This is a genomic window from Oscillibacter hominis (assembly GCF_014334055.1).
GTDB classification, from domain to species: domain Bacteria; phylum Bacillota; class Clostridia; order Oscillospirales; family Oscillospiraceae; genus Oscillibacter; species Oscillibacter hominis.
The window spans coordinates 1570665-1592441 of sequence record NZ_CP060490.1; the positions used below are offsets into that span (position 1 = coordinate 1570665).

19 protein-coding genes and 2 tRNA genes are annotated in these 21777 nt (G+C 57.6%); 12 read left to right on the forward strand and 9 right to left on the reverse strand.

The features are described from left to right. Window positions 1-10 precede the first annotated feature (10 nt). The 3 genes from H8790_RS07890 to H8790_RS07900 are packed head-to-tail and all read left to right on the forward strand — an operon-like array spanning window position 11 to window position 2614. On the forward strand, window positions 11-1078 hold the full coding sequence (locus H8790_RS07890) for a branched-chain amino acid ABC transporter permease (protein WP_187332007.1): 1068 nt from the start codon (window positions 11-13) through the stop codon (window positions 1076-1078). 1 nt (window position 1079) lies between these two features. Beyond that, entirely contained in the window at window positions 1080-1901 is an 822-nt protein-coding gene (locus H8790_RS07895; protein ID WP_243208600.1) for an ABC transporter ATP-binding protein, read from the forward strand. Window positions 1902-1912: 11 nt separating this feature from the next. Then, window positions 1913-2614 carry an ABC transporter ATP-binding protein gene (locus H8790_RS07900; RefSeq protein WP_207724203.1) on the forward strand — a complete coding sequence of 234 codons (702 nt, stop codon included), beginning with the start codon at window positions 1913-1915 and terminating at the stop codon, window positions 2612-2614. Between the two features lie 369 nt (window positions 2615-2983). On the opposite strand, the gene H8790_RS07905 is transcribed toward H8790_RS07900, so the two are convergent. Beyond that, the gene (locus H8790_RS07905; RefSeq protein ID WP_187332010.1) at window positions 2984-3448 is read right to left on the reverse strand and encodes a hypothetical protein; all 465 of its coding nucleotides are present in this window, start codon (window positions 3446-3448) and stop codon (window positions 2984-2986) included. A 194-nt stretch (window positions 3449-3642) separates the two neighbouring features. On the opposite strand from H8790_RS07905, the gene H8790_RS07910 reads away from it, so the two are divergent. Beyond that, window positions 3643-4179, forward strand: coding sequence for a DUF5662 family protein (locus H8790_RS07910; protein ID WP_187332011.1), 537 nt, complete (start codon window positions 3643-3645; stop codon window positions 4177-4179). Window positions 4180-4230: 51 nt separating this feature from the next. On the opposite strand, the gene gltA is transcribed toward H8790_RS07910, so the two are convergent. From gltA to H8790_RS07925, 3 genes are all read right to left on the reverse strand, one after another. Further along, a complete protein-coding gene (gene gltA / locus H8790_RS07915) occupies window positions 4231-5613 on the reverse strand; it encodes an NADPH-dependent glutamate synthase (RefSeq protein ID WP_187332012.1) in 1383 nt (460 codons plus the stop codon). 2 nt (window positions 5614-5615) lie between these two features. Further along, window positions 5616-6458 carry a sulfide/dihydroorotate dehydrogenase-like FAD/NAD-binding protein gene (locus H8790_RS07920; RefSeq protein WP_187332013.1) on the reverse strand — a complete coding sequence of 281 codons (843 nt, stop codon included), beginning with the start codon at window positions 6456-6458 and terminating at the stop codon, window positions 5616-5618. Window positions 6459-6693: 235 nt separating this feature from the next. Then, entirely contained in the window at window positions 6694-7356 is a 663-nt protein-coding gene (locus H8790_RS07925) for a Crp/Fnr family transcriptional regulator (RefSeq protein ID WP_187332014.1), read from the reverse strand. Between the two features lie 188 nt (window positions 7357-7544). Between H8790_RS07925 and H8790_RS07930 the strand changes: the two genes are divergently transcribed. The 5 genes from H8790_RS07930 (at window position 7545) to H8790_RS07950 (ending at window position 12661) form a co-directional block, all read left to right on the forward strand. Then, a complete protein-coding gene (locus H8790_RS07930; protein ID WP_187332015.1) occupies window positions 7545-7973 on the forward strand; it encodes a CBS domain-containing protein in 429 nt (142 codons plus the stop codon). A 366-nt stretch (window positions 7974-8339) separates the two neighbouring features. Next, window positions 8340-9698 carry a sodium-dependent transporter gene (locus H8790_RS07935; protein WP_187332016.1) on the forward strand — a complete coding sequence of 453 codons (1359 nt, stop codon included), beginning with the start codon at window positions 8340-8342 and terminating at the stop codon, window positions 9696-9698. A gap of 109 nt (window positions 9699-9807) precedes the next feature. Further along, on the forward strand, window positions 9808-10470 hold the full coding sequence (locus tag H8790_RS07940) for a TetR/AcrR family transcriptional regulator (RefSeq protein ID WP_187332017.1): 663 nt from the start codon (window positions 9808-9810) through the stop codon (window positions 10468-10470). A 70-nt stretch (window positions 10471-10540) separates the two neighbouring features. Further along, on the forward strand, window positions 10541-11779 hold the full coding sequence (locus tag H8790_RS07945; RefSeq protein ID WP_187332018.1) for an MFS transporter: 1239 nt from the start codon (window positions 10541-10543) through the stop codon (window positions 11777-11779). Between the two features lie 129 nt (window positions 11780-11908). Then, window positions 11909-12661, forward strand: coding sequence for a GNAT family N-acetyltransferase (locus tag H8790_RS07950; protein WP_187332019.1), 753 nt, complete (start codon window positions 11909-11911; stop codon window positions 12659-12661). Window positions 12662-12716: 55 nt separating this feature from the next. Here the strand turns inward: H8790_RS07950 and H8790_RS07955 are convergent, their stop codons facing one another. The 3 genes from H8790_RS07955 to H8790_RS07965 all read right to left on the reverse strand — a co-directional run bounded on the left by H8790_RS07955 (window position 12717) and on the right by H8790_RS07965 (window position 15137). Then, window positions 12717-13169: a hypothetical protein gene (locus H8790_RS07955; RefSeq protein WP_187332020.1), complete on the reverse strand. Its 453-nt coding sequence runs from the start codon at window positions 13167-13169 to the stop codon at window positions 12717-12719. 10 nt (window positions 13170-13179) lie between these two features. After that, a complete protein-coding gene (locus H8790_RS07960; protein WP_187332021.1) occupies window positions 13180-13614 on the reverse strand; it encodes a LytTR family DNA-binding domain-containing protein in 435 nt (144 codons plus the stop codon). A gap of 197 nt (window positions 13615-13811) precedes the next feature. After that, entirely contained in the window at window positions 13812-15137 is a 1326-nt protein-coding gene (locus H8790_RS07965) for an MATE family efflux transporter (RefSeq protein ID WP_187334263.1), read from the reverse strand. Between the two features lie 149 nt (window positions 15138-15286). Between H8790_RS07965 and H8790_RS07970 the strand changes: the two genes are divergently transcribed. The 3 genes from H8790_RS07970 to H8790_RS07980 all read left to right on the forward strand — a co-directional run bounded on the left by H8790_RS07970 (window position 15287) and on the right by H8790_RS07980 (window position 16019). Continuing rightward, complete coding sequence (locus H8790_RS07970; RefSeq protein WP_187332022.1) at window positions 15287-15721, forward strand: MarR family winged helix-turn-helix transcriptional regulator; 435 nt, start codon at window positions 15287-15289, stop codon at window positions 15719-15721. A 98-nt stretch (window positions 15722-15819) separates the two neighbouring features. Further along, window positions 15820-15907, forward strand: a tRNA-Ser gene (locus H8790_RS07975). A gap of 21 nt (window positions 15908-15928) precedes the next feature. Further along, window positions 15929-16019 (forward strand) — tRNA-Ser (locus H8790_RS07980). Window positions 16020-16618: 599 nt separating this feature from the next. Here the strand turns inward: H8790_RS07980 and H8790_RS07985 are convergent. Together H8790_RS07985 and H8790_RS13900 are read right to left on the reverse strand one after the other, a co-directional pair. Then, window positions 16619-20524, reverse strand: coding sequence for an LPD3 domain-containing protein (locus tag H8790_RS07985; RefSeq protein WP_318646873.1), 3906 nt, complete (start codon window positions 20522-20524; stop codon window positions 16619-16621). Further along, window positions 20443-21774 (reverse strand): hypothetical protein, encoded by a 1332-nt coding sequence (locus H8790_RS13900; protein ID WP_243208456.1) that lies wholly within the window; start codon window positions 21772-21774, stop codon window positions 20443-20445. The genes H8790_RS07985 and H8790_RS13900 overlap by 82 nt, the downstream gene beginning before the upstream one ends. Between the last annotated feature and the right edge of the window lie 3 nt (window positions 21775-21777).

Consider the following 21777-nt stretch of genomic DNA (forward strand, 5'->3'; position numbering starts at 1 on the left):
GGTGGGACGGATGAAAAAACTCAAAACCGGCTCCCGCGTCTTCCGCCGGAACCTGATTACTTACGCGCTGGTCATCGCCGCCTATGCGGTGCTTCAGATTTTAAACGGCGCCGGCGCCGTGGGTTACTCGCTCCAGGGCATGCTGGTGCCCATCTGCGCCTATGTGGTCATGGCCATCTCCCTGAACCTGACCGTGGGTGTGTTGGGTGAGCTGAGCCTGGGCCACGCGGGCTTTATGAGCGTGGGCGCCTTCACCGGCGTCACCGCCGCCGTCGCCCTTCAGGACCTGATCCCTCTGGCCCCGCTGCGTCTGGCCATCGCCATGCTGGTGGGCGCTGCCTTTGCGGCCCTGGCAGGATTCCTCATCGGCATCCCGGTGCTGCGGCTCAACGGAGACTATCTGGCCATTGTGACCCTTGCTTTCGGCGAGATCATCAAGAGCATCTTCAACAACCTCTATGTGGGTCTGGACTCCAGGGGGTTCCACATGAGCATCCTCAGTGACAAAACCAATCTGGCCGAGGGCGGAAAGCTGATCATCGGCGGCCCCATGGGCATCGGCGGCATCCAGACCATCTCCACCTTCACCGCCGGCTTCCTCCTCGTCCTCATCACGCTGGCGGTGGTGTTCAACCTGGTGAACAGCCGCTCCGGCCGGGCCATCATGGCCATCCGCGACAACCGCATCGCCGCGGAGAGCATTGGCCTCAACATCACCCGCTACAAGATGATGGCCTTTGTCACCTCCGCCGCCCTGGCCGGCGCCGCAGGCACGCTTTTCGCCATGAACTACTCCACCATCGTGGCCAACAAGTTCGATTTCAACACGTCTATCCTGATCTTGGTATTCGTGGTCCTGGGCGGCCTTGGCAACATGCTGGGTTCCATCATCGCCGCCGCGGCGCTGACCATCCTGCCGGAGGCGCTGCGTCAGTTCTCCGACTACCGGATGCTGGTCTATGCCATTGTCCTGATCCTGGTGATGCTGGCCACCAACAGCCCCCAGGTCCGTCAATTCATCGTCAAAATCAGAGTTGCCATTGCAGGTAAGGGAAAGGGGGCAGCGGAAGATGTCTAAAATGGTACCGGTTCCCGGACGGGGAATTGTCCCCGAGCGGGACATCGACAAGTCCCCGATCTTAGAGTGCATCGACCTGGGGATCAAATTCGGCGGCCTGGCCGCTGTGGACAACTTCAATCTCACCATCGGCCGTACGGAGATTGCCGGTCTCATCGGCCCCAACGGCGCCGGCAAGACCACCGTGTTCAACCTGCTGACCAAGGTTTACCAGCCCACCCGGGGCACCATCTTGCTGGACGGCATGGACACCAACAACATGACCACGGCCCAGGTCAACCGCTCCGGCATTGCCCGCACCTTCCAAAACATCCGGCTCTTTACCGCCCTCAGCGTAGAGGATAACGTAAAGGTCGCCATGAACAACCAGATGCACTACAATATGTGGAGCGGCGTTTTCCGCCTGCCCGGCTACTGGAAAGAGGAAAAGGTGGCTCACGACCGCGCCATGGAACTGTTGTCCTTTTTCGATATGCAGGATCTGGCCTCCGCCCGGGCCGGCTCCCTCCCCTACGGTGCGCAGCGCCGTCTGGAGATTGTCCGCGCCCTGGCCACCAACCCCAGCCTGCTGCTGCTGGATGAGCCCGCGGCAGGCATGAACCCCTCCGAGACCGCGGACCTGATGGAGCACATCCGCATGATCCGGGACACCTTCAACATTGCCATCATGCTCATTGAACATGACATGAGTTTGGTGATGAACGTGTGCGAGGGGATCTGCGTCCTCAACTTCGGCCATGTGATCGCCAAGGGCACCCCTGCGGAGATTCAGGCCAACCCCACGGTCATTGAGGCCTACCTGGGCAAGAAAAAGGAGGCGTAACAATGGAAACGATTCTGAAGGTAGAGGATATCAACGTCTACTATGGCAGTATCCACGCCATCAAAGGGGTCTCCTTTGAGGTCCGGGAAGGGGAAATCGTCACGCTGATCGGCGCCAACGGCGCCGGCAAATCCACCACACTGAACACGGTTTCCGGCCTGCTGCACAGCAAGTCCGGCTCCATCTCCTTCATGGGCAAGCCTCTGGACCGGGTCGCGCCCCACAAGATCGTGGAAATGGGTCTGGCCCAGGTCCCCGAGGGGCGGCGGGTCTTTTTACAGATGACAGTGGAGGAAAACCTGGAGATGGGCGCTTACACCCAACCTAACTCCGGCGTGGACAGCGACCTGGAGAAGGTCTATGGCCTCTTCCCCCGGCTGAAGGAGCGCCGCAGGCAGATCGCCGGCACCCTCTCCGGCGGTGAGCAGCAGATGCTGGCCATGGGCCGCGCCCTGATGAGCCACCCCAAGCTGCTGATGCTGGATGAGCCCTCCATGGGATTGGCCCCCATCTTAGTGGAGCAGATCTTTGACATCATCCAGGACCTGCACAAGGCCGGCTCCACCATTTTGCTGGTGGAGCAGAACGCCTTGATGGCCCTCTCCATCGCCGACCGTGGCTACGTGCTGGAAACCGGCACCATCGTCACCACCGGTACGGGAATGGAGTTGATCCAGAGCCCAGCCATCAAAAAAGCCTATCTTGGCGGATAAAAAGAAAGGCGCCGTGAAGTTCACGGCGCCTTTTTTTCATCTTTTTTCCGCATTTCATCCAGTTTTTTCTGGCCCTCCATCCGCTCACGGACCAACGGCCCGGTCCGGCCCAGTCAGCCGTGGCAGCCGTCAACGCCGCCTTTCCCGGCCATGAACCAGGAGACCCCAATCCAAACTGCAAGCAGCACAATTCCACCAATGATCATCTGCGGCGTCATAGCGTCCCTCCTTTGCATTCGGCCCCGGTGTCAGGGGGAGAGATGCATCCCCATAACGGCAAGCCTTCGAATGCGATCAGCACGATGCCAGCCATCGGTATCTCCCCTTTTACAGGAAAAGCATACCACATCCGCCGCACTTTGTCAGTAGCTATTGCAACAGCGTCCCCAACAGCAGCCTGGTACCCATCAGGGCCAAAACCCCCTCTTCCGGAAGGTGGAGCACTGTGTCCGGCAGGGGAATCTCCTGAGACTCCACAAGCACTCCGTCCACACTGCGCAGCTCCCGCTGGATGCAGAGCACCTTCTGACCGTCACCCATGCTGGAAAAGGTCAGGCTGTCCTTTCGATCCACGCCGTAGCCCACGACCCGCTCCGCCCGGATCCTCTGCAGCAGTGCCCCGCCGCAGTCCCCGGGCACCAGCAGCGTCTCACAGGCGCAGAAGAGCCCCTTGTGCGCCTCCAGCCGTTCACAGCCCCCGCGGCTCAGCGTCAGCAAATCCCAGCGTCTGGTGGTGAGCACCTCCGGGCGCTGGGGATCGATCCAGATGACTTCCGGCGGCAGCCTTCCCGCCGCAAACAACTCCGACGCACCTAAAAATCCAGCCCGTATCATGTTTTCACCTCGTCTCCAGTTTGAGCGGGAAGTGCCGTTTTATACGCCGATTCTTCTTTTCGTTTTCATCCGTCCGTGTTATAATAACCGCAAGCGCCGCTTCCCGCACTGGTATAAGCGATGCGCAAACGCTCATCCTACTATGCAGCACGCCTTAAGCGCGAAGAGCGCCCATTCCTGAGGAGGGATTTGTCATGCACCCGCTCTCTCACCTGAAAACTGTGAACCATCACCGCTATCTGGTGTGTAAATACTGCTTCCGGCTTGGGCTTTACTGGCAGGGTCTGACCCACGACCTGTCCAAGTACTCCCCCAGGGAGTTTTGGGTTGGGGCCAAATACTACCAGGGGGACCGCAGCCCCAACGACGCCGAGCGCCAGGCCACGGGATGCAGCACCTCGTGGCTGCACCACAAGGGCCGCAACCGCCACCACCTGGAGTATTGGATCGATTACTCCCCCAACGGCGACCACAGTATGACAGGCATGGAGATGCCGGTCAAATACGTGGCGGAAATGTTCTGTGACCGCCTGGCCGCCTGCAAAACCTACCACAAGGGGGATTACAAGGACAGCGATCCCTATGACTTTTTCATCCGGGGCAAGGATCACACCATCTTCCACGAGAACTCCTCCGCCCTGCTGGAGAAAATCCTCCTCATCCTCCGGGACCAGGGGGAGGACGCCGCTTTCGACTACATCCGGCGTGAGGTCCTGCACAACGCAAAATAGCGCGGCAAAAGCGGCCCAGCCTTTTCTGGCTGGGCCGCTTTTCATATCCGCTTATTTGGACAGCTGCTCATCGATGGCCTTGGCGGCGGTCTTGCCGGCGCCCATGGCCAGGATCACGGTGGCAGCGCCAGTGACGGCGTCGCCGCCGGCATAGACGTTCTCACGGGAGGTCAGGCCGTCCTCATTGACGATGATGCCGCCCTTCTTGTTGATCTCCAGCCCCTTGGTGGTGGACTTGATCAGGGGGTTGGGGCTGGTGCCCAGCGCCATGATGACGCAGTCCACATCCAGTTCAAACTCGGATCCTGCGATCTCCACAGGACGGCGGCGGCCGGAGGCATCGGGCTCGCCCAGCTCCATGCGGATGCACTTCATGCCGCACACGTCGCCCTTTTCGTCGCCCATGATCTCCGTGGGATTGGTCAGCAGGTCAAAGATGATGCCTTCTTCCTCGGCGTGCTCCACTTCCTCCCGACGGGCGGGCAGCTCATCCTTGCCCCGGCGGTAGACAATGTGGACGTCCGCGCCCAGGCGCTTGGCGCAGCGGGCCGCATCCATGGCCACGTTTCCGCCGCCCACCACGGCCACCTTAGCGCCGTGCTGGATGGGTGTGTTGGAACCGGGCTGATAGGCTTTCATCAGGTTGATCCGGGTCAGGAACTCATTGGCGGAATAGACGCCGCAGAGGTTCTCGCCGGGGATGTGCATAAACATGGGCAGTCCCGCACCGGAGCCGATGAACACGGCCTCAAAGCCGTACTCCTCCATCAGCTCGTCGATGGAGAGCACACGGCCGATGACCATATCGGTCTCCACCTTGACACCCATGGCCTTCAGGCCGTCCACTTCCTTCTGCACGATGCTCTTGGGCAGACGGAACTCGGGGATGCCGTAGACCAGCACGCCGCCGGCCAGATGCAGCGCCTCAAATACCGTGACCTCGTAGCCTTTGCGGGCCAGGTCGCCGGCGCAGGTCAGTCCCGCAGGGCCGGAGCCCACCACAGCCACCTTGTGGCCGTTGGAAGCCGGCTTGACAGCGGCCTCGGTGCAGTGTGCGTTGTGCCAGTCGGCCACAAAACGCTCCAGACGGCCGATTCCCACCGGCTCGCCCTTGACGCCGCGGACGCAGTACTTCTCGCACTGGCTCTCCTGGGGGCAGACGCGGCCGCAGACGGCGGGCAGGGCGGAGGTGGCGGAGATGATCTGGTAGGCCGCCTCAAAGTCTCCCTTGGCCACCTCGGCGATGAAATCGGGAATATGTACCATGACCGGGCAGCCCTGCATACAGGGCTTATTCTTGCAGTGCAGGCAGCGCTGTGCCTCGTCCAGAGCCTGCTCCTCCGTGTAGCCCAGGGCCACTTCCTCAAAATTCTTATTGCGGACATCCGGCTCCTGAGAGGGCATCGGATTCTTCTTCAAAGACATGTTTGCCATTGTTATTTGACCTCCTGTTTGAACAGATTGCAGGCTTCTTCGTAAGCGTGGCGTTCAAATTCCTTGTACATGGCGCCGCGCTTCACAGCCAGATCCCAATCCACCTGGTGCCCGTCAAAGTCGGGGCCGTCCACACAGGCAAACTTGGTCTCGCCGCCCACGCTGATCCGGCAGCCGCCGCACATGCCGGTGCCGTCGATCATGATGGGGCTCATGGAGACAATGGTTTTCAATCCGTAGGGCTTGGTGGTCAAGGAGACAAACTTCATCATCATCATGGGGCCGATGGCAAACACCTCGTCATAGGTGTTGCCCGCTTCGATGAGCTGCTTGAGGGCGTCGGTGACAAGGCCCTTTTCGCCATAGGTGCCATCGTCGGTCATCAGCTTCATCACATCGCTGACTGCCCGGAAATCCTCTTCCAGGATGACCAGGTCCTTATTCTTAAAGCCCACCACCGTGTGGACCTCGGTGCCGTTATCGTGAAACGCCTTGGCCACGGGATAGGCAATGGCGCAGCCGACGCCGCCGCCCACCACGCAGACCTTCTTGCGGCCCGCCGTCTCGGTGGCCTTGCCCAGAGGGCCCACGAAATCCTGTAAATAGTCCCCTTCCGCCTTGTGGTTCAGCTTCTCAGTGGTCGCACCCACAATCTGGAAGATGATCGTAATGGTGCCCTTGGCCGTGTCGGCATTGTAGATGGTCAGAGGGATGCGCTCCCCGTCCTCATCCACCCGCAGGATGATGAACTGGCCCGGCTGGGCCTTTTTGGCAATCAGAGGCGCTTCCACTTCCAGCAGCGTCACTGTGGGCCGGAGTGCCTCTCTTCTAACGATGCGATACATAAAGTTCCTTCTTTCCCTCAAAAGTCATGTGATCCGGAGTATCCTTCCTCTTTCGCCGTATGCTGTTTTATAATTGCCAAACAATTAACAAGCGTACGGTACTATATTAACACGGCAAGCCTACCTCGTCAAATAATTTTCATCGGCTTTTCGCTGGAATTTCATCTTCTTTTTTGTCAGATTCGACGTTTTTTACAGTTTGGGTGCCGGCTGGGCCGAACTGTGGAAAAACCATCTACAGGAGCAGGGTGATTTCCCCATTTTTTACCTCCGCAAGCCCCTCTTCCCGGATCTTTTTCAACTCCCGCATCATGGCGCTGCGGTCGGTGCTGATGTACTCCGCCAGACGGCTCAGCGAGAAGGGCAGAAGAAAGGTGCTGCCACCATTTTTCGATGCCTGCAGCGTAAAATAGCACATCAGCTTATCCCGGATGGAGCGCTGGGAAAGCACCTCCACCCGCTCCCCCAAGGCCAGGGTCTTGTCGGAAATCAGCCGGAGCATATTCTGCACCAGCATGCTGTGGTGGGTGCATGCCCGTTCACAGCGTTTGACGATATGTGCATAGTCTACAAACTCCACCCGGCAGTCCTTTTCGCAGACCACCATCAGGCTGTCACCGCCGATACCGGAAAACGCTACGGTTTCACCGAACACGCTGCCGGCCCCCATCTCCTCCAGGATGGTGTTGTTCCCGTCGGCGTCAATGCGCAGCAGGGCCGCCGTCCCATCCTCCAAAATCCCCACCTGATGGGGGTTGCCCTCCCCAAAGTTGAGGATGATCTCCCCGGGCTGATAGGCCTTGGTCCTCATTTGGAAGCAATCCACCATCTGAAGGTAGCTGTCATAGCTGATCCCCTCGAAAAGCGGGCTCCGCCGGATCTCCTCCCGCGTCATCATAGCCGCTCCTCCTCTCTATTTGTTGCAAAGGCAACCTTTTTTCTATCATATCGCAAGACACAAAAAAAGTAAACAGGCCCCTTTGCGGATGTTTCCAAATTATTCACGATTTTTTCTTCCTCAGGCGTTATACTGTACATAACAAGGGAGTTCTCCTCCCGGACAACAGACGGAAAGAGGCGTATCGCTTGAACATTGCGTATTTTCTAATGCCAAAGAGCAAAGTCGCGTTTTTATATGACGACTGTACCTTCCGCCAAGGTCTGGAGAAGATGCGGCACCATGGTTACACCGCCATCCCGGTCATCTCCCGGTCCGGTCAATACATCGGAACCGTCAGCGAGGGGGATTTCCTCTGGGCGCTGGTCCAGGATACCCGGGGCGAGGTGGAGCCCATTGCCCTGAAGGATACGGAAACCCTTCATGTGCGGGATATCATCCGGCCGGGCCAGTACCCCTGTGTACGGATCACCGTATCCATGGACGCCCTGCTGCACAACGCCACAAAGCAGAACTTCATCCCGGTGGTGGATGATCTGGGCAATTTTATCGGCATCGTCACCCGCAAGGACATCATCCGCTATTTCGCAGAGGAAAAAGTCCCAATGGAGGCATAGCATACATATCTCTGCCACGGGCCGCTTCTACGGCCCGTGGTTTTTTTGTCGTCTTTCGGCCCGCCGCCTTCATTTCCCCTATCCCCGGCATCCGCCTCCTCCGCCGCTTCCCTCTGCTCCGTTCCTTTTGGCACAATGCTTCTTTTGGGCTTTAAAGGGTCAGAATCAAACTTTTCGTTTCCCTAATTTTGCATTCATAGTCATAAAAAGCTGCATTTTTCTTGCATCTACGTGCTTTTCCCCTCTTTCCCGTTCCATTTTCCCTGTGTAAAGGTTGACTTTCTCCCTTCCAACTGCTACCATACAGTATTAGATTTCCGCAGGTTGTGTTTGCCTGCGTAAGTGTACATGAAGGAGAAAGATCGAATGAAACGAGAAAACTTCCAATCCCGGCTGGGCTTTTTGCTGGTGAGCGCCGGCTGTGCCATCGGAATCGGGAACGTGTGGAAATTCCCCTATGTGACCGGCGAAAACGGCGGCGGCGTGTTTGTGCTCTTCTACCTGCTGTTTCTGATCATCATGGGCGTGCCCGTGCTGACCATGGAGCTGGCGGTGGGCCGTGCCAGCCGGAAAAGCGCGGTGCTGGGCTACAAAGCCCTGGAGAAGCCGGGCAGCAAGTGGCATATCCACGGCTGGTTCTGCGTCATTGGCTGCTATCTGTTGATGATGTACTACACCACCGTGTCCGGCTGGATGCTGGGCTATTTCTTCAAATTTGCCGGCGGCGCCTTCTCCGGTTTGGAGGGCGGCGAGGCCATTGACGGCGTGTTCAACGCCATGCTGGCGGATCCCGCCGAAATGGCCATGTGGATGGTGATTACTGTCCTGGCCGGCTTCTTTGTATGCAGCTTTGGCCTGCAAAAGGGGCTGGAGCGTATCACGAAGGTCATGATGATCGGGCTTCTTGTGCTGATCGTGGTGCTGGCGGTCCACAGCCTGACTTTGGAAGGCGCCATGGAGGGTGTAAAATTCTATCTGCTGCCTGATTTCCAGCGGGCTTCCGAGGTGGGGCTTGGCAATGTGATTACCGCAGCCATGAACCAGTCCTTCTTCACCCTGAGCCTGGGCATCGCAGCCATGGAGATTTTCGGCAGCTATATGTCCAAGGACCACACCCTCACCGGCGAGGCCGTCCGCATCTGCGGGCTGGACACCTTTGTGGCGCTGATGTCCGGCCTTATCATCTTCCCCGCCTGCTTCTCCTTCCATGTGGAGACCACCCAGGGCCCTCCACTGATCTTCATGACGCTGCCCCGCGTGTTTGTGAACATGGCCGGCGGCCGGCTCTGGGGCACGCTGTTCTTCCTGTTCATGACCTTTGCCAGCTTCTCCACCGTCATCGCGGTGTTTGAGAACCTGCTGGCCAGCTGCATCGACAACTTCGGCTGGAGCCGGAAAAAGTCGGTGGTCATCAACTGCGTCTTTGTCCTGATTGCCAGCCTGCCCTGCCTGTTGGGCTACAACGTGCTGAGCGGCTTCCATCCCATCCTGGGCAAGGACGTATTGGACAGCGAGGACTTTTTGGTCAGCAATCTCCTGCTGCCCCTGGGCTCTCTGGTCTACCTGCTCTTCTGCGTCAGCAAGTGGGGCTGGGGCTACGACAAATACCTGGAGGAAGCCAATACGGGCACCGGGCTTAAGATGTCCCGCAGCCGGGTTTTGAAGTTCTATCTCCAGTTCATCCTGCCCATCCTGATCCTCATCATCCTGATCATGGGACTGTAAGAATACGCCCTGCGCGGCTTTTTGCCGCGCAGGGCTTTTTTCAGTTGACAAAGCCCAAACATGGTGCTATTTTAATTTACAGACCATCGGTCTGTATTGAGGAGGGCATATGGCAAGGAACAAACATCCGGAGGAAACGGTCAACCTGATCCTCCGCACGGCGGCGCGGCTGTTTGCGGAAAAGGGCTATGATGAAACCTCCATCCAGGACATCATTTCCGTGACAAGGCTGTCCAAGGGCGCCATTTATCACCATTTCGCCTCCAAAGAGGAGATTTTTATCCGGATCTGCGAACACATCGGCCGGGAAAACGAGGCCCAGCTCTCCCGGGTCCGGGACAGCAAAACCTTAAACGGCCAGGAGAAGATGCGGGAAATCTTCCGCTGCGCCCTGCTCTCCGACAACCAGCAGCAGATGCTGAGCATCACCCCCTATTTGATCAACAGCCCCAAATTCCTGGCCATGCAGCTGCGCAATATCTACGAGGAGGTGGTTCCCGACTTCATCTGCCCCATCCTGGAGGAGGGCATTGCCGATGGCTCCATCCAGACCCAGCACCCCAAAGAGCTGGCGGAGGCCCTGATGACCCTCTCGGACATCTGGCTCCACCCCCTGCTCCAGCCCACCACGCCGGAAGAGGTCCGGAACCGGTGCGCCCTGTACAACCAAATGACCCGCCCCTTTGGCATGGAGCTTTTGGACGGGGAACTGGTGGAGGCGCTGGTGCGCTACAGCAGGTTATTGAACCAACAGGCCCTTTCCCTTGAATGAACTGCCCCGCCGCGGGCAGTTTCCTTTGGCCATTATACAAACCGACGGTCGGTATTATTAAGGAGGAATTATGAAACCAGTTACTTTATTCCGAAGAGACTTCACCCTCGTGGTGATTGGGCAGATCATCTCCCTGTTCGGAAACGCCATTTTGCGCTTTGCCCTGCCCCTTTACCTGCTGCGCAGCACCGGCTCTTCCACCCTCTTTGGAGCGGTCAATGCGGCCGCCTTTGTGCCCCTCATCCTCTGCTCGCCGTTGGGCGGCGTGCTGGCGGACCGCTTCCGCAAGCAGCGCATCATGGTGTACCTGGATTTCTCCACGGCGGGGCTTATTTTTCTCTTTTACCTGCTTTACGATGCCGTGCCGCTGGTCCCGCTGATGGTTGTCTCTTTGATGCTGCTCTATGGCATCTCCGGCGCCTATCAGCCGGCGGTACAGTCCAGCATCCCGGCCCTGATCCCGCCGGAGCAGATCACCCAGGCAAACGCAGTCATCAATATGGTCAGCACCCTCTCAGGGCTGCTGGGGCCGGTGACCGGCGGGATCCTGTTCAGCCTCTGGGGGATCGTTCCCATCCTTCTGGTCAGCGTCTTCTGCTTTCTGGCCTCCGCCGTGATGGAGCTGTTCATCCACATCCCCTGTATCCCGCAGAGCACCCATGGCTCCGCCCTTGCTGTCGTCCGGGGCGACCTCAGGGAGAGCTGGCAGTTCATCCGCCGGGAAAAGCCGGTCTTCCTTCCGGCTGTGGCTGTGCTGGCCCTCTTCAACCTGGTGCTGTCCGCGGCCATGATCGTGGGCATCCCGGTGATGGTGGTGACGCTTTTAGGCATGGGAGACACCGCGCTGGGTATGACGCAGGGAGCCCTTGGCCTGGGCGGCCTGGCGGGCGGAGTGCTGGCCGGCATTCTTGGCGGGCGGCTGAAACTGCGCCACGGCAGCCTGCTCCTGGCCGTCTGTGCCTTGACGGCGGGAGTCATGGGGGCCGCCCTTCTGCCCGGCGTCCCCCGGCAGGCGGGCTACCTGCTCATCACCGTCATGAGCTTTACAGCCATGGCGGCCTCCACCCTCTTTACTGTCCTCATGTGCTCCGCCGTACAGCGCCAGACGCCGCCCCATCTCATCGGAAAGGTCATGGCTTTTGTCCTGGCGGCAGCCAACTGCGCCTCCCCCCTGGGCCAGGCACTGTACGGAAGGCTCTTTGACCTGTGGGACGGCTGTTTCGTGGCGCTGGGAGCCGCCGCATCCTCGCTTCTGATTGCCCTTTATGCCCGTGGCGTGTTCCTCCGCCTTGAGCGGGAAAACGGGTAGCATCTGCACCAGACGAGACAGCCGAAATCCAGCTGGCTCCAGCGGCCGGAACGCGATTGTCCCCGGCGAAGTTTCGTGCTATACTGGATTCAGCTCAACCATCCTATCTTTTGAGGGAGACTGAACACAATGTGTACTGAGTTCGTCAATGTAACAACGGAAACCTTGGCCAATGAGCATTTGTGCTGCATCATACGCACCAAAAAAGCGCACCCGGGCGTGGAGGCAAAGCGGGAGTGGCTCTCAGACCGGCTGAAGGAGGGGCATGTCTTTCGGAAATTAGACGCAAAGGCCACGGTTTTCATTGAGTATGCGCCTCTTGAAACCGCGTGGGTTCCCGTCACCGGCGACAACTATCTCTATGTATACTGCCTGTGGGTAGAAAGCGGCCTCAAGGGGAACGGGTATGGCAAAGCGCTGATGGAGTACTGTTTGGCAGATGCCAAGGCGCAGGGAAAATCCGGCGTCTGCATGCTTGGGTCCACCAAGCAGAAGGCTTGGCTTTTCGATCAGGCCTTTGCCAAAAAATACGGCTTTGAGGCAGTGGACACCACTGGGTATGGCTACGATCTGCTTGCGCTTTCCTTTGACGGAACCACGCCGCAGTTCACAAAAGCCGCCAAAGCCGGAACCATCGACAGGGATGAGCTGACCATTTACTATGACCTGCAGTGTCCCTACATCCCTCAAGCCATTGAGACGGTGCGCCGGCATTGCGTGGAGAATGACATCCCCGCCTCCTTTCTCCAGGTGGATTCGCTGGAAAAGGCAAAGGAGCTGCCCTGCGTATTCAACAACTGGGCTGCATTCTACAAAGGCAAATTTGAGACCGTCAACCTCCTGCTGGATGTCTCCTATCTAAAGAGGCTGCTGAAAAAATGAATCAGGCATCCGGCCCGGATTCCTCCCGGGCCGGATGCCTTTTCTTGGCTGCTCCCTATTTCCTGTCGCCTTTCTTGTACGCCTCCAACTCACGCTCCAGGTGGACCGTGTCCGCGTCCCGCTCAAACTTCAGCCCCAAGAGCATGGCGCAGCAGCCAAAGGCCATGAACAGTCCCAACAGCCAGGGGCACCAGCTGCCCAGGCCCTCCATCCATCCAAAGGCCAGCGCGCAGATCACCGTGGCTCCGGTGGCGCCGGCCACCCAAAGCGCGGAGCGCCACCCCATTTCCCTTTTGCTGTAGGTCCGTTTCCCCTCCAGCAGCAGCACCTGCGCCAGGGCCACCACCATGGCCAGCAGCAGCATTTGCAGCAGATGGATCAGCTTCAGCGAGTCGCCGCCGGAAAGCGCCGTCACCAGCCCCGAGAGAAATACCAGCGCCGCAAAATAAATTCCCATGTAGAACTTGGCATTCATGCCCCAAACATAGAATTTTTGAAACTCTTTCATATGCTCCTCCTTATCCGTTCAAAAGCGCCCATCGGATCGGCGCCGCGTAGTGGCGGGAGATCAGGATTTTCTCCCCATTGGCCAAAGTGGCGATCAGCCTTCCGTTGAGCCCGCTGCGCAGCCGCTCGATCCGCCGGAGATTGACCACCATGCTTTTGGAGCAGCGGAAGAACCCCTCCGACATGCTCTCCATCTCGCTCAGCGTCAGCCGGGTGGGCCAGACCGCGTCCTCCGTATAGACGAATGCACTGCCCTCCACCGCCTCGGCGTAGAGTACCTTGTCCGGTTCCAAAAGCTGGATTTCCTCCCCCGCCCGGACAGCGATCCGCTCCTCCGACAGTGCGGTGAGCCGGGCCGCCAGGGACCTGACCCGCTCGTCGGCCACAGGGCAGCGGAGGATGATTTCCAGCTCCGCGCCGGGCATCTCCTCTATGGTGACTTTCAATGGCCTCCCCCCTTTCATGCTTCACTCTATCTGATTATCGCCCGGCTTGCAAGGGCCCGGCCCTTAAGCGGTCGTTTCAGCGCCTCAGCCTGCAAAAAGCCCCGCCCGATGCAGCCGGGCGGGGCTTCTCCCTACAAAGAAGGCAATATTTATCAGTCTGACAACCGAGGCCATGGGCTTTTTTCACATAGCCGCTGTTACTCCTGAGGCGGCGCATCCAGACGGTGCATGGCCTTTTTAAACTGGATGGTGAAGAGGGTGACCGTGGTGGACACCGCCAGGAAATCAGCCACCGGCTCCGCCAAAAATACCGCCGTGGTCTTATCGGCTATCAGAGCGGGCAGCAGGTAGATCAGCGGGATCAGCAGGATGATCTTACGCAGCAGCGCAAGGAACAGCGAGCTCTTGGCATTGCCGAGGGCAATGAACGTCTGCTGGCAGGCCAGCTGGGCGCCGAATACAAAGGACACCGCCATATAAATGCGAAGCGCATGGACGGTAAAGGCCACCAGCTCCGGCTCACTGTTGAAAATTTCGATGAATCCCTTTGGAAACAGCTGCACCGCCCCCCACAGGGCCACGGAGTAGACCATGCAGCTGATGAGCAGCAGACGGAATGCCTCCCGGACCCTGGCGGCATTTTTCGCACCGTAATTGTAGCTTGTGATGGGCTGGGCGCCCTGGGTCAATCCCTGGAGCGGAAGCATGGAAAACTGCATCACACTGGTGAGGATGGTCATGGCGCCCACGGCCAGGTCGCCGCCGTACTTGAGCAGCGACGAGTTGAAGCACACGGCGATCAGGCTCTCGGTGGACTGCATAATGAAGGGCGCGAGGCCAAGCGCCACACAGGGCAGGATGATCTTCCCGGAGAGCTTTAGCTTACCCGGGCGCAGCCGGATCGTGGACTTTTTCCCGGTGAGGAATTTTAAAATCCAGGTCATGGAGATTGCCTGGGAAATGATGGTGGCCAGGGCCGCGCCAGCCACGCCAAGCTTCAGCCCAAAGATGAAGATGGGGTCCAGGATGATATTGCAGACCGCACCGATGAGGATGGTCAGCATACTGGTCTTGGAAAAGCCCTGGGCGGTGATGAAGGCATTCATGCCAAGGGTCAACTGGACGAACAGTGTGCCCAGGCTGTAAATTTTCATATAGGACAGGGCATACTCTATGGTGTTGGCGCTGGCACCAAAGGCCAGCAGCAAATCCTTTGCGAACACCTGCACAATCAGCGTCAGTGCAATGGAAATCAGTACCAGCAGCGTAAAGCAGTTGCCCATGATCCGCTCCGCCGTATCGTTTTCCCGCTTCCCAAGGAAGATGGAGGCCCGGGAGGCGCCGCCCATGCTGACCAGCGCCGCAAAGGCCGAGATCACCATGATGATCGGCAGGCAGACGCCAACGCCGGTCAGTGCCAGCTTTCCCACCGTTTCTATAGGGTGGATATGTCCAATATACATGCGGTCCACCAGGTTATACAGCAGATTGATGATCTGAGCCGCAACCGCCGGTGTCGCCATCTGAAACAGCAGTTTCCCAACCGGTGCGCTGCCCAGTGCTTCCGTTCTGTTTTCTTCCACGTGAGTCACTCCTTGACAAATTGATATTCAGCACGTAAAATAGTTTACGCGGAAACAGTTTACTTGTCAACTGTATGGGATGTGATTTTTTGAAAATTTCAATCAGCCGCTTTCTGCGGTTCCAAAAGAAATTGTCAAAGCTCTATGAAGAGCACTTTGCCGCTGCGGCAGCAAAGTGCGGCCTTTCCAAGCCGGAGGCGGACGTGCTGATCTTCCTGGCCAACAATCCGGAGTATCATACGGCCCGGGACGTGGCCATCTACCGGGAGCTCTCCAAGGCCTACGTCTCCCGGGCGGTGGATCAGCTCCAGCGCAGGGGCTTTTTACAGGTGGAGACCCAGAGTGAGGACCGCAGGTTCCAGAACCTGCTCCTGACGGATGCCGCAGCAAAGTCAGTCCAGGACCTCCAAAGTGCCCAGGAGGAATTCTTTACCGGTCTGACGCAAGGGATTTCGGCGGAATCCGCCCAGATTGCCCTTGACGTATTGGACCGGATCATGAAAAGCGCCGGGATCACAAGATAATTTCCGGAAAAAGCCGCCTTTACCGCCTTGACAAATTCAGTTGCCGTATGGTATCATAGGTTTTGCGTTTGGGGCGCGGAATATGCTTTTACAGCTATGGAGAGATGTCCGAGCGGTTGAAGGAACCGGTCTTGAAAACCGGCGATGTGAAAGCATCCGTGGGTTCGAATCCCACTCTCTCCGCCATTTACAAACCACTTGACAGATGGAGAAGTACCCAAGAGGCCGAAGGGGCTCCCCTGCTAAGGGAGTAGGCCGGGAAACTGGCGCGAGGGTTCAAATCCCTCCTTCTCCGCCAAATAAACGACCCTTGGAATTGCTGAAAATTCAGTATTTCCAAGGGTTTTTTCTTGTTTTCAGGCTCTTTGTTGCTGCTTGTTTTTACTTGTTATAATTGGTTATATGAACACAGTAGCGAACACAGAATGCACGGAAAAGGAAACCTTTCCCCTGGTGCTTATTTACGCCGTCTAACAGCTTGATCATCGCGGCCCACACAACGCCGGATAGAAGCAAGATCATTGTCTCATCCAATCCCCCCACCAATTTTCTTCAGCATCTACTATACTCAGATTTTCAGAAAATTGCGCCCAGACTGCAAAGGAAATGTGATTGAGTCATTGGCTTCTTCAAAATTATCCTTATTCGACAAAATTCCGCAAATTCAGACGCTCTTCTGCATTATCTTTGGTATAGAGATAGTTTGAAAGAGGGGATTGTCGTGAGCTTAAAGGGTACTGAATGGGTGCCCGCTATGGCCCGGAGGTCAAAAGAACTGGAGAAATGGGAGGACTATGTAAAAAAAGCCAGAAAGGATATGGAAGGCATACTTTCCTTTGTCACATTCGAGCTCTTTTTGTGTAAGGAGCTGGAAGACATGGACTGGTACGCCACCTATCATACATAGAGGATATCGGAGCTGTCAATGAGTTGCTGTGCATTATTTTTTCCATAGGCGCTGGCGATCACGGCAAAATCCATCACCTCGCCCCGCTTGTTCTGAGGTGAAAGCTCCACCACAACAAGTACAGGCTTTCCCTCCGCGTCCGTCGCTTCGCCGAACATGGTGATGCGGTTTGCCATGGTCTGGGACTGCATTACAAGGATGGGGTGCTCCAGCACGTCGGGTATGCTCTTGATCACCTCTGCCGTCATGGCCGGGTGCTTATTCATGATTTTGGAAATTTTCGATTTATGCCAATAGATTTTGTAATCGGCCATCCCGATGCTTTTAAGCGCATCACTTGTAGTTCCGATTTGGAAATAGCCACCGCCCTTTTTGTCTTCTTGAAGCCACTGATCAAACTGTGCTCCAAAGTCCACGTTCAGGGAATACCGCGTTGCGCCGTCTTCTTGGGCGGCGTTTTTGTTCGCGTTCAGAGCCTCGGCCTGCTTTGCGGCGGCCTTCAGGGCGGCGGCCAGCTTCTCTTCTGCGATCTGGGCCATATACTTCTCTGTACCGGTCAGCTTGCCGATCAGGGAGCGGATCGCGTCCCGGATTTTTTGCAGCAGCGTGCGGTTGTCCTTGTTCTGCTGGATGAACTCGTCTAACACCTTGCCGTCCTCAATCATGTGTCCGGCGTAATCAGCCGCCAATTCGTCCACGGCCGCCTCCATGTCCAGGGCTTTCCCGTTCTGGGCATACAGCGCCTGGATACTGGCAATATGTACTCTTGCGTCCTTCATGGCCTCCATGGCCGCGCTGCGGAATGCCCGGTATTCCTCCGGCGCCAACTCCTGCATCCGGTGGGTCATTTCATGGCCCATCAGGAACATAACAGGTTTCGGGTTGTTCTTTTCCACCAATACGTCGTAGCCTGTGATCTGCGCGTTCGCCGCACCAGCGCCCACGCTGTCCGCAAAGCGAACCCGCATTCCAAGGTTTTTTGCCACGCGGTTCACCCGGTCGGCAACGGTGTTGTCCAGTGTATGCTCCACATAGTCGTCGAATATAAGACCGCTGTCCTCTCCGGCAACTGCGGCAAATTTTGCCGCCCTCTTCTCCCGCGCAAGGGAGGCGGTTGCGTCCGTCTGGCCCGCCAGATAGGCCGCCTGCCTCTGGGCGCGGTTCAGCGTACCGGCATACCGTCTTTTGACCTTGCCCATATCCATGTCGGAGAGTCCCGCCTGGTAATAGGCGGAAAAGGCGCCGAAATAGTCCGCCGCGTTTGTGCGGCCGTCGTAGAATTCACGGACTGCTCTGACCCCCTGCTTCCCAAGGGCCTGTGACTCATCGGCAAGTATTCGTGTATTGTGGGACCGCTCCGTCGCTCCATTGACAAATTCCGCGCCCTGTGCTATGGTAGGATTAATAAGAGAGGAAGTATATGCATTACTGTCAATGTTGGCGCTTTGTGCGCCCGCAACAGGGCTGTTACTTCCTCTTTTGTTTTGCAGATTGTGTGTATAATAATGGGTCTCCTGTGTGTTGGCACCTGTATGAACGTCTCGCACCTGAATCTTTACCGGCACTTCCGCTCCGTCCACGACGGCCCTGGCGGTAAAGTAGTGGAATCGCGGAATGGATGTTGCCTCGTTGGCGTTGCGGTTTACCTCTGAATAGGCGTATTCCGAGTTCTTGACCAAATCCAAAAGGCGCTCAAAGCTCGCGGCCTTCTCCGGCTTCATCCGCCATCCGGTCGCCTTCTTCTTTCCATCATTCTCGAACATGATCTCCACGACGCCGTTATTAAGCCTGACGCCGACCTGCTGGCCCTTCAGATGCTTTTCATAGAATTGCTTTACAACATTGATTAACTTCTGTGCCGGGTCATTATTGATATTGCTGTACTTTTGGACGAGTGCATCTGGAATTTCAATGGCTTTTCCGGTCGTTTGCTGATAGGCAGATGCAAGGGCCGCATTTTTCCCGTCTGTGTTGCTCCCATCCATGAATGTATATTGTATTGGGCCCGCCGCCTCCCCGGAGGCGGTTTTTTGCTGCCCAAATAGCTGCCGCTCAAGGAAATCCTGCGATCCCTCCACGGCGGCGTTTTTGCGCCCGGCGGAATTTCTTATCTCCCGCAGCAAAATATTGTCCTGCGCCTGCGCTGGTGCGCTGGGCCGGGTTGCTGCGTCGATGGCCTTGGAGGCAAGCATTTGCCCACCGCCAAGGATTCCGCTTACAACCGCGCCGCCTGCAAATTCCCGGGCGGAGGTGGCGGGGTTGAATACGGCGCTGCCTAAGGAGTCGTCACGCCTTACTGCTCCTTCGGGATTCGCTCCTCGCAGATCACTCTGCCTGCCCGCACCTCTCTTGGAATCCCCTCCGGGTATGCTTCGCACGTCAGCGTCCGCTTGATGTAGCGCTTGCACAGCGCGCATCTCCATGCCGCGTTCTTGGGAATGAAGTTGTCCATTGTCTCTGGTGCCATCTTGTGCCGCCTCCTGCATGTAAATGGTTGGGACACCATTTCTGTCAAAGACCACTTTATCGACAAAGAAATCGTGATCTCTTCCATATATGGCTTCCTGCTCAAAGTTGTTTCCGAACCCCTCCGCGTTTTTGGCTGTGGTGCTGTCGATTACCAATCTGACTACATAGGTCCCCTCTACAGGATACCCACTGGAAGAAGTGGACACTGAGGTATAGGCATTATAGGAAATGAAAACATCCTCTATATGCGTTGCCAAAAACGAGTCATAGGCGGCCTTGCCACCCACGTCGTCAAAGATAAGGTTCCGGTATACCCGCCCCTGGTATGTGGGCAGCCTTGAGAGGGCGCTGTCCAGGTGGCGGACCATGTCCCGGTCCTGCGGGCTCAACTCCGCTCCCTCGCGCAGCTTGGCGTTAAGCTTATAGCTTTCGCTGCTCTTGTAGGAGCGCAGCGCACCCTGCTCCTCCTCGGATAACTGCTTCAGGAGGGGGGATTCCTCTATTGTATCCTCAAGGAGGCGGCTTTGCAAGGGATCGTTGTTGACAGAATCCGCCCCCTGTGCTATGGTAGGATCAGAGTTGAGGGGATGCATCCCCTCAACAGGACTTGAAGGATTGGCTGTCGTCGCGGTAGGTGCTGGACCTACGTCAGGGCCGGTGGTCTCCTTCAAGTCCATTTCTATTAGCTTATGTGTTCGGTAGTTGTTGACGTTTGGCTCCACTTCAACGTCGAATGTAGCAATATAGGAGCGGCCGTTTATGGTAACGGGTGCCTCAAAATAATCATACCGTACAGTCTTCTTCTGCTTGCTGCCGTGCTGTACATACCGTCCGCTTCCCACATATTCGCCGCCGCGCACCACCTCTGGCAAAATATCCAATAGCGCCAGTTTTTCTGCACTTAGATTCGGGTCGTTGATCACCTTCCCGGGCACGTTGTTGTTGATGTCTACGGTATAGGGTTGCCCCTGGAAGGTCGTGCCCTCCACAGGAACCCCCCTGACTGACTGGAATATCGCTTTATATGCGTTTTTCAGAGCCGCTTTGAACCCTGCGCCGGAACTGCCGGATTGAACTACCTTGGCTTTTTCGATTCTGCTCTGCGCCATCCTTACGCTGTTGCTGTCCACTGTGAGGGGGACAATATTTTTTTCTGCCTGTACCGGCGTCTTCCCCTGATAGGGCGCTTGAATCGTTGTCGCCCGGCCCACATGAACCGGACCCGCCGCCTCCTCGGAGGCGGTTTTTTGCTGCCCAAAGAGCTGCTGCTTTAGGAAATCCTGCGATCCCTCCACGGCGGCGTTTTCGCCCCGCTGGGCGGTGTTTTTGCGCCCGGCGGAAGTTCTTATCTCCCGCAGCAAAACGTCATCTTGAGCCTGCGCAACAGCGCTGCGGGATTCATGGGAGAACATGCCCTTTTGGGCCATGGCGTCGTAGGCGCGGTCCACGGCTTCACTTGCGGCCTGGTTCTGATAGCCCCGGTAGTTCTCTTTGGAGGAGGACGCCGCATCCACTGCGCCCCCCAGGCCGCCCAGGAGGGCGCCGACCAGGAAGTCGTAGACCGCGTTTTCAAAGTCGAACTGGGCGTCCTGATCAAAGGTGGCCCGGCGTAAAAACGGGTTGATGACGTCTTCCAAAAACTCCTCGCCGCCCTCCTCCAGAAAGGAGGCGCCGGTGCGCAGGGCCAAATCAATGCGGTTTTCCCGGCAGGCGTCTGGGCAAAGCGGCTGACCGCCTTCTCAATTAAGGATTCAATCACCTTGTCGCTTGCCCCTTTGCCGAACGCTTTTGCAAAGGGCTTTGTGAGGGTTCCGATCTGCTCCGTCGCGACGGATACCGTGGCGCTGCCGAGGCCGTAGAGGAACTGCCGCCCCATGTCCGCGCCTTCTTGCCTTGCCTCCTGTGTGGCTCCGGCAAAGACGCGGCCCGCCATGGGGGCAAGGCCGCCCATGCTGGTCAGCTTTCCAAGGGCGATGTCCCCCGTCATCTGGATGCCCGCGCTGCCCACATCCACCAGGAGACGGCCTCCGCCGCCCATGCCCTGCTTGGCGGTCTCTATCTGCCGCATGCCTTTTTGGTTCAGGGTGTCCGCCGCCGCGTACAGGGCGTCCGCCGCCTGCTCGTTGGCGCCCAGGGCCTTTTGCGCAATCGCGATGTTCCTGCGTGCCTGGCCGATCAGGCGGCCGTATTCGTCGATTTCCTCTTGACTCAGTTCACCGGCCGCCATCTGCCGATCCCGTGCCCGGGTCCAGTCCTGGATGTTCTGCTGCCACTCTTTGATGTCCGCCGCCGTATATTCCTTGCGGGCCTGATTCCCCACCGCCTGGGCAAAGCCCAGGTTCTGCGCTCCGGTGGAGACAAGCTGCGCCGCATTGCCGGAAAGGAAGCTGCCCGTGCGCTCCCAAAAGGAGGGGGGCTTCATGCTCTGTGCCCGGGTGAAGTTTTCCTTTGCCCGGCCCTGCCGCTCTGCCTGCTGGCTCAGCCGCTCCCGGTTGGAGAGCTGCCTCGGTTCCTTGGGGGCGGAGAGCCTTGCCCTGCTTTCCGCCGCCCTGGCCTGCCGCCCTTTTGGCGCAGCTCTGGCTGGCGCCCGGCTGGCGGCGGGCGCGTCTATATTTTGCTTATCATACTGCTTTGCAAGCTCCAGGGCCCTGCTCAGCCGGTCGGTTGCAGTCGCCATGTT